Here is an 8,663-nt window from a genome sequence, read left to right on the forward strand (position 1 = left end):
CTATTCATTCTATGTGGGAGCCGGATTTCTGCTGCTGACTATAATTTACACCATCGTAACGACGAAAGAATATTCACCGGAAGAATTTGCCGCTTTTGAAGGCGGAAAAGAAATTGCACCCCCTTCAAAGTTCATGGACATCTTCAAGGATTTTTCCAATATTCCGCCCCAGATGAAAAGACTGGGAATTGTGCAGTTTTTCTCCTGGTTTGCTCTTTTTACCATGTGGGTGTTCACAACGAGTGCGCTGGCGACCCACCATTTCGGATTGTCTCCTGACGATACCCATTCCAAGGCATTCAACGATGCAGGTGACCTTACAGGTAAGCTGTTCGGAATGTACAATCTGTGGGCAATTCCGTTCGCCTTTATCCTGACGCCGTTGGCGAAATGGATCGGGAAGAAGCAGACCCACGCCCTGGCCCTGGCATTCGGGGGAACCGGGCTGATCCTTATGTATTTCATTAAAAATACGGATCTCCTCTGGATTTCCATGATCGGATTAGGTTTTGCCTGGGCAAGCATCCTGGCCATGCCTTACGCCATGCTGATCGAAGTGATTCCGCAGAAGAAAATGGGGGTGTACATGGGAATCTTCAACTTCTTTATTGTGATCCCGCAGATCATCAACGGGCTCTTCGGCGGTCCTATCGTAAGCGGGGTTTTCGGTAAAATGGCCATCGATTATGTAGTCGTCGGCGGAATCTGCATGCTGCTGGGAGCTGTCCTGACCCTCATTTTCATTAAATCCGAAGACGAAACCCCAAAGGAAATTGAAGAGGAGATCCAGCAGGTGCATTTTTAATACTGTTTTTATTATGGATTTGAATTTGGAAATCAGATGAATGATAGGAAGAGGGAATCCGGAAGTTCTTGCTTTTCCCTGTAAAAAAAAAAACAGCATAGAGTCAATCACAATAATTTATTCGATCTAATCTGTTTTTGATATAAAAAACTGCTTCAGGCATTTGCTGAAGCAGTTTTTATTTTAATGCGATCTGAATTGTTACGATCTGAATAATTCCCTATCAATAGGAATAGACTTTAGTCCATCCACATAAAAACAGCCGAAATCTAAAACGTCCGGCATGCTGGTGTGGCTTCAACTCTGCTTAACTTGGATTGGCATTCCTTGAAGGTGTAGTATAAATTTAAATATAAAGTCCCGCAGGACAGCTCACTATAAGATAGAATAAAATCCTATCGGAAGTATAAATGTTTATTCCCGAAAAGGAATTTTATTAAAAATATTGACCAAACCCACCTTAATTTCATTTCTTTAAGTCGACAACTGAATATAATTCATTTATAATCGATCTCACGTCAATGAAAATCTCTGATTTTCCTTCGCATGTGTTCTAAAATATACGCAAAGCATGAAACTAAAATCTTATGTGACTCATGTGTTAAAATCGTCCCTTATAATTTAGCAAAATATCTTTTGTCTCTTTTCTGTTTAAAATAGAATTGCTGTTGATAGGAAACCATCCCTTCCTGTTTGGTTTCCGATTTGTATAATCTATCAGAATTTAATCTTTTTTTAAGCTGGACACAGCTTGTAATCATTAACTTTAGATAAAACAAACGGAGATATGTACGACATTATTATCATTGGAAGCGGAGCCGGTGGTGCCACCATGGCTTATCAGCTTGCAGACAGCGGAAAAAAAATACTGGTGGTGGAGCGTGGAGATTACGTTCCGGTAGAAAAAGAAAACTGGGATTCGGTAGAAGTTTTCCAGAAGAACCGGTATACCACAACGGATCAGTGGCTGGACAAGCACAACAAGCCTTTCCGTCCCGGAATGCATTACAATGTAGGAGGAAATACCAAATTTTATGGTGCCGCATTATTCAGATTGCGCGAAGAAGACTTTAAGGAAATCGAACATTACGGCGGGACTTCGCCGGCCTGGCCCATCCAATATGAAGATCTGAAAACATATTACCTTCAGGCAGAAAAGCTTTTCTATGTTCACGGAAAAAGAGGATCTGATCCTACCGAACCTTTTGATGAAGCCCCGTATCCGTATCCGGCACTGCCTCACGAACCCAGGATCCAGGAAGTGGTAGACCAGTTGTCAGACTATGGCTGGCATCCTTTTGAGCTCCCGGTGGGGGTTAATTTTGAACCTCATGCATCAGCCAATGCACCGTATACCCTGGACCGTTTCGACGGTTTTCCGGATGCTGCGGAAAGGAAAGGCGATGCCCATCTGTGTTCACTCGCAAAGGCATTGGAACATCCGAATGTGGAACTGATGACCAATACCAAAGTTCTTAGGCTGAATACCAATGAAGCAGGAGATGCAATTACGGAAGTTATCGTGGAGCAGGATGGCGAAACCAAAACGCTGACGGCGGAACTGGTTGTTCTTTCAGCGGGAGCCATCAATTCGGCGGCCCTTCTTCTGGAAAGTAAAAGTGAAAAATTCCCCAACGGACTGGCTAACTCCTCCGATCAGGTCGGGCGAAATTATATGTTCCACCAGAATTCCGCATTAGTGGCACTCTACACCGAGCCGAATCCGACCAAATTCGGGAAAACTTTCGGCGTTAATGATTTTTACCATGCCGGCAAAGGCTATGAATATCCGCTCGGGCACATCCAGATGCTGGGGAAATCCGATGAACATCAAATTAAGGCAGACAGCCCGGTACCGGCTCCCGGCTTTACCTTTGAGCTGATGGCAAAACATGCCGTTGATTTCTGGCTTACTTCAGAAGACCTTCCGGATCCCGAAAACAGGGTAACCGTAGAAAACGGGCAGATCAAGATCAGCTACACGCCGAACAACCAGAAGGGGCACAGCTATTTAAAAGAAGAACTGATCAAAGCGCTGAAAGCTTCCGGGAAATTTGACTCCTTCCTGTTCAAAGGAATCTATTTCAGCAAAGGAATGGACATTGTCTCGCCCGCACATCAGAACGGCACCACCAGGATGGGCACGGATCCGGCAACTTCAGTAGTTGATACGTATTGTAAGGCCCATGATCTGAATAATCTTTATATTGTCGACGGCGGCTTTTTCGTTTCCAGCGGGGCCGTAAATCCGGCACTAACCATTATTGCAATGGCTTTGAGGGTCGGAGAGCATATCAAAAACAATGTGCTGAATTCATGAAGTCACGCATAGCCAAAATTACCGTCGTTTATCTGCTGGCATTTTTCACGGGACTTAATTTCGTGATCTTTCCGGCGCTGAGCAGTGCTTTCACTGATGCTTCCCTGTTCGGTCTTTCGTCGGCACAATTTGGCAACCTGTTTATTCCGCAGGTCATCTGCATCATTGCTTCTTGTCTTGCGGCTCCATTCCTGGTGAATAAAGCCGGGCCCAAGCTCATTTTAGGAATAGGGCTGGTTCTGATGATGGCCGCGACGGCAGGTCTATGGGGGTTACAGTTTTTCATGGAAGACCAATTGGTTTTGTTTCCGGCATTGATGGTACTGGTAGCCTGTACCGGAACCGGTTTCGGGCTTTCCATCACTACCCTGAATCCTTTGGCAGCCAGTTTATTCGAAGGCAATCAATCTTCCGCGATCCTTATCCTGCAGTTCTTGGTGGGCCTCGGAACGTCTGCTTCTCCGCTGATGATGAATGCCGTCGGAAGCTTACAGCACTGGATGTACGTTCCGGGAACGGTATTTATACTGGTAGCAGTCCTGTTTATTTTTTTCCTGAGTCTCCGGCTTGAAAAAGGATCACTCTTCCAGCTTCCCGGACATTTTAAAATCCCTTCCAGGCTCTGGCTGTTTTTTACGGCAATTGTTTTTTACGGTTTTATCGAGGGGACCTTTGGGAGTTTCGGAGCCGTAATCCTTAAAAACCAGGGGCTCGGCAATCAGCAGGCAAGTCTCGGGCTGTCCCTTTTTTGGGGTGGTATTGCGGTTAACCGGCTGCTTTTTGGAATCTTTTCCAAAAAATTCAACCTGTCGTATGTATTTCTCGGTTCACCTGTAGTGGTTGCTGTATTGCTGACGGTGCTTTGGGCTTATCCTGATGCCGGACTGTTGGTGCTTATGATGTTCCTTACCGGATTTTTCATGGGCAGTATATTCCCGGGTTCCATCGGTTGGGGAACAGTCGAATTTCCGTCCCTGTCGGTGCTGGTTTCCGGATTTTTAATGGCGGCTAACCAAACCGGAACGGGGATGATCACCAATACGCTGGGACACTTTTCAAATCAGACCGCTCTGATCCTCCAGTTTCTTACGGGCTGCATGATCCTTATCTTCATTCTTCTGATGATCTTGCGGAAAAATTCAAAGATCGAAGAAGCGTTTTAGCGGAAGATGGATGGTGAATCGTGAATGGTCAATTTTGCTTCGTAAGTGAATTTTCTTACAAATCAAATTGACTATTAACCCGAAAGAATTTAATACTAACAAGAATTGAAGAGTGAATTTTATATTGCAGAAGTGTTGGCAAACGCAAAGGTCGCAACAGGATTTAATAATATCTTACGTGGAAAAGGCGCAAAGATTTTATCTCTGATAAAATTGAATACCGCTTATTAATTATTTGAAATATAAGCAATAGTATGATCAGCAGCATAAAAATTTGACTTTGTCAAATTCCTTGCGCCTTTTATGTCTTGCCTTTACCCAAAGCTTTGCGTCCTTGCGCATTCCAACAACTGAAACCCTTAACCGCAATTCCCCTCCCGATCCGGAGGGGTGGCGAAAATTCGAAGAATTTTTGACGGGGTGGTTTTTGCATGCATCAAAGGTGAGCATCCAATCATGATTGATAGAAATTGACCATTGACCCGAAGGAATTGACCATTGACACCATCTACTGTCACCGCTATAAACCACAGGAAAGTGCTGCAATTTAAACTTTGAACTTTAAACTTAGAACCTAAAACCTTGAACCATTTCTCCTTTCTTACCTTACATCAACATTGTCCCGATCGGGACAGCGTACCTTTGTACTATAAATAATCACGATATGAAAACAGTATATCACAAAGCAGACACCAGAGGACATGCCAACCACGGATGGCTGAACAGTTACCATACTTTTAGCTTTGCAGGCTATCAGAATCAGGACAGGATGAACTTCGGCGTATTAAGGGTGTTGAATGACGATACCGTAACCCAGGGAATGGGTTTCGGAACCCATCCGCACCGGGATATGGAGATCATTTCCATTCCGTTGGAAGGCGATCTGGAACATAAAGATTCTATGGGAACCACCGCGGTAATTAAGAAAGGGGAAATCCAGGTGATGAGTGCCGGAACCGGAGTGATGCACAGCGAATACAACAAGAACAAAGACCAGGCGGTAAAATTCCTGCAGATCTGGGTCTTTCCAAGGGAAGTAGGGGTTGAGCCGAGATATGATCAGAAAAGTATTAAAGAAGGCGAAAAGATCAATGGGTTCCAGCAGATCTTGTCTCCGGATAAAAACGATGACGGGGTATGGATCCATCAGGATGCCTGGTTCAACCTGGCGAATTTCACGAAAGGAAACGGCAAAAACTATATGCTGAACAAAAAAGGAAATGGGGTGTATGCCTTTGTACTGAAAGGAAGCGCAAAAGTTGGCGACCGGATCCTGAATGAGAGGGACGGCCTGGGAATCTGGGATACCCAAAGCTTTAACATCGAAGCGGTGGAAGATACCGAGATCCTACTGATGGAGGTTCCTATGGAATTACCTGGTTATTTAAAATAATACATTAGAAAGTAGATCCTTAACTGACATTCTCCTCCTTAAATGATGAGATCATGTATTTTGAGAATATTCAGGTTAAATATGGTGATCTTTCTGGATGGAGCGTCGTACAGCACTCAAAAGCAGCCCGCAGCAAAAAAGATCTTCGCGGGATAAGCATTACATCCGTATCACACAATCAATAAGAAGTTTAACAATAATCTTTATCTAAAATATCCCGTTTCCCAAAAATCTTCCGATCTTTGCGGCAACAAAAAAGATAAACTTACTCAACAGATAAAACAATGAAAATATTAGCTATCGCAGGAAGCAATTCCGATACGTCGATCAACAGACTTCTGGTTTCTTACGCTGCTTCACTTGTTCAGGGTGCCGAAGTGGAAACCGTAGATATGAACTTATTTGAGATGCCGATCTATAAGCATCAGCATGAAGTGGAGAGCGGACTGCCGCAACAGGCAGTGGACTTCGCAGCCCGGATTGATGCGGCAGACATCCTGCTGGTTTCCCTGTCCGAGCACAACGGTACCTATTCGGCAGCCTTTAAAAATGTATTCGACTGGACTTCCAGGATTAAGAACCGTGCTATATGGAATGAAAAGCCGATGCTGCTGATGGCAACCGCTCCCGGGGCAAGAGGCGGACTGGGTGTTCTGGAGGCAGCTGCCAAGCGTTTTCCTCTGCATGGCGGGAATATTGTGGATACCTTCACGCTGCCTTTCTTCAATGATAACTTCGATAAGGAATCCGGCAGGATATCCAATGAAGAGAAAGACAATGAATTAAAAGAAAAGATACAGAAGATTTCAGCAATTGAATCCATCCTTGAAAAATAGGTTTGAATATTAATTTAAAATTAATATCTTTGCAAAAAGAAAAAAGATGAAAATTCAGACCACTTTTAAAGAATATTCCTACAAGAAAGGGAATATTGTGGACTCTGAAATTCTGAGATAAAACAACGGCCGATAATCTACTAAGATTGTCGGCTTTTTTGTTTTCAAAATTTGAAATAAAAGACAATATAATGTGCCGGTTTATCAATGTACTTTTCGAATGCATTGCTACACTGTTAAACTGATACATTGCTAGATTATTTAAAATATTATGAGCAACACGTACAAATCAGCAGGCGTAGACAAAGAGGAAGGATACAAAACCGTTGACAAGATCAAAAAGGCGGTGGGCGAAACACACAATTCCAATGTACTGAACCATTTGGGAAGTTTCGGGGCTTTCTATGAAATCGGCGGGTACCGGAATCCTGTTCTTGTTTCAGGAACCGATGGAGTAGGAACCAAGCTGAAAGTGGCTTTAGACTCAAAAAAATACGACTCTATCGGGGTAGACTGTTTTGCGATGTGTGCCAACGATATCCTGTGCCACGGTGCGAAGCCTTTATTTTTCTTAGATTACCTGGCTTGCGGAAAACTGGATTCTGAAATTGCTGCTGAAATCGTTTTGGGAATGGTAAACGCCTGTAAAGACAACAACTGTGCCCTGATCGGTGGTGAAACGGCTGAAATGCCGGGAATGTACCAGCCAGGAGACTACGATGTTGCCGGATTCTGTGTAGGGATTGTTGAAAAAGATGAAATCATCGACGGGTCCGCAATTAAAGCAGGTGATAAAATCATCGCTTTGCCAAGTTCAGGATTCCATTCCAATGGATTCTCCCTGGTAAGAAAAGTGTTCCCGGATTTCAACGAAGAATTCGAAGGGAAGCCTTTGTACGAAACCCTGCTGGTTCCTACAAAACTATATTACCAAGACATTCACAAAATCCTTGAAGAAGTGAAAGTGGCAGGGATTGCCCACATCACCGGAGGAGGATTGTACGAAAATATTCCTAGAATCATCGGTGACGGCTTATGTGCTTCTATCGACGCTTCAAAAATCCGGATTCCGAGCATTATGCTGGAGCTGGAAAAAAGAGGCGGTGTAGCCCGTGAAGAAATGTTCGGAACCTTTAATATGGGAGTTGGGATGATCGTTGTCGTAGATGCGGAACACGCAGAAAAAATCCTGCACCTTCTGGATAATGCCTACGAAATCGGTAAAATTACCGAAGGAAACGAAAAGATCAATCTTTCAATATAAATATAACAATTTACCAATGTAGCAATTTACCAATCTTAAACATTGCTACATTGGTATACTGATATATTGTTACATTATAAATTATGAAAAACATTGTTGTACTCGTTTCAGGTTCAGGAACCAACCTTCAGCGGATCATCGATACCATTGAAAGCGGTGAAATTCCCAATGCACAGGTATCTTTAGTGGTGGCTGACAGGGAGTGTTTCGGACTGGAAAGGGCAAAAAAGCATAACATTGATCACCTACTGATTCCGCGGGGAAAAAATTTCAGTGCCGAGCTGGGAAAAGTTATTCCTGAAAATACGGATCTCATTGTATTGGCCGGGTTTTTATCCATCCTGAAACCTGAATTCTGTGAAAACTGGACCGGAAAAATCATCAACATCCATCCGGCATTGCTTCCGAAATTTGGAGGAAAAGGAATGTGGGGGCACCATGTTCATCAGGCAGTGATTGAGGCGAAGGAAAAAGAAAGCGGGGCCACCGTACATTTTGTAACACCGGGCATTGATGAAGGCGAAGCCATCCTTCAGAAATCGTTTGAAATAACGGAAGACGATACGGCGGAAACCATCGCCGGAAAAGTCCATCAGGTAGAATATGAAATCTTCCCGCAGGCGATCAAAAAAGTGCTTGATAATGTAGCAATATAGCAATATAACAATTTACCAATATTACATTGATACATTGTTACTCCGATACACAGTTACATTGATACATTGTTACATTGATACACTGTTACATTAAACAAGAAAAATCTAAGTAAAAATAAAGACCGGAGGTGAAAGAACCGGTCTACAGTTTGAAATAGCTGTAAAAAGTAAAAAATCGAAAGTAAAATGAGTAAAAAGAGAGTTTTAATCAGTGTTTCTGACAAAA

At 43.3% G+C, this 8,663-nt stretch carries 7 protein-coding genes; all 7 read left to right on the top strand.

The annotated features are described in order from the left end of the window. A partial coding sequence (locus QZ735_RS05000; RefSeq protein WP_294245047.1) for an MFS transporter occupies positions 1-805 on the top strand: 805 nt, incomplete at its 5' end. 787 nt (positions 806-1,592) lie between these two features. Next, a complete protein-coding gene (locus QZ735_RS05005) occupies positions 1,593-3,125 on the top strand; it encodes a GMC family oxidoreductase (protein ID WP_294245050.1) in 1,533 nt (510 codons plus the stop codon). After that, positions 3,122-4,288, top strand: a complete 1,167-nt coding sequence (locus QZ735_RS05010; protein ID WP_294245053.1) for a sugar MFS transporter — start codon at positions 3,122-3,124, stop codon at positions 4,286-4,288. The genes QZ735_RS05005 and QZ735_RS05010 overlap by 4 nt, the downstream gene beginning before the upstream one ends. Before the next feature lie 664 nt (positions 4,289-4,952). After that, positions 4,953-5,681, top strand: a complete 729-nt coding sequence (locus tag QZ735_RS05015; RefSeq protein WP_294245056.1) for a pirin family protein — start codon at positions 4,953-4,955, stop codon at positions 5,679-5,681. 284 nt (positions 5,682-5,965) lie between these two features. Further along, positions 5,966-6,517 carry an NADPH-dependent FMN reductase gene (locus QZ735_RS05020; protein WP_294245059.1) on the top strand — a complete coding sequence of 184 codons (552 nt, stop codon included), beginning with the start codon at positions 5,966-5,968 and terminating at the stop codon, positions 6,515-6,517. Positions 6,518-6,788: 271 nt separating this feature from the next. After that, a complete protein-coding gene (gene purM / locus QZ735_RS05025; protein WP_294245063.1) occupies positions 6,789-7,781 on the top strand; it encodes a phosphoribosylformylglycinamidine cyclo-ligase in 993 nt (330 codons plus the stop codon). An 83-nt stretch (positions 7,782-7,864) separates the two neighbouring features. After that, positions 7,865-8,437, top strand: coding sequence for a phosphoribosylglycinamide formyltransferase (purN, locus tag QZ735_RS05030; protein WP_294245065.1), 573 nt, complete (start codon positions 7,865-7,867; stop codon positions 8,435-8,437). Positions 8,438-8,663 lie beyond the last annotated feature (226 nt).

The sequence above is a fragment of the uncultured Chryseobacterium sp. genome, from assembly GCF_913776365.1.
Classification (GTDB): domain Bacteria; phylum Bacteroidota; class Bacteroidia; order Flavobacteriales; family Weeksellaceae; genus Chryseobacterium.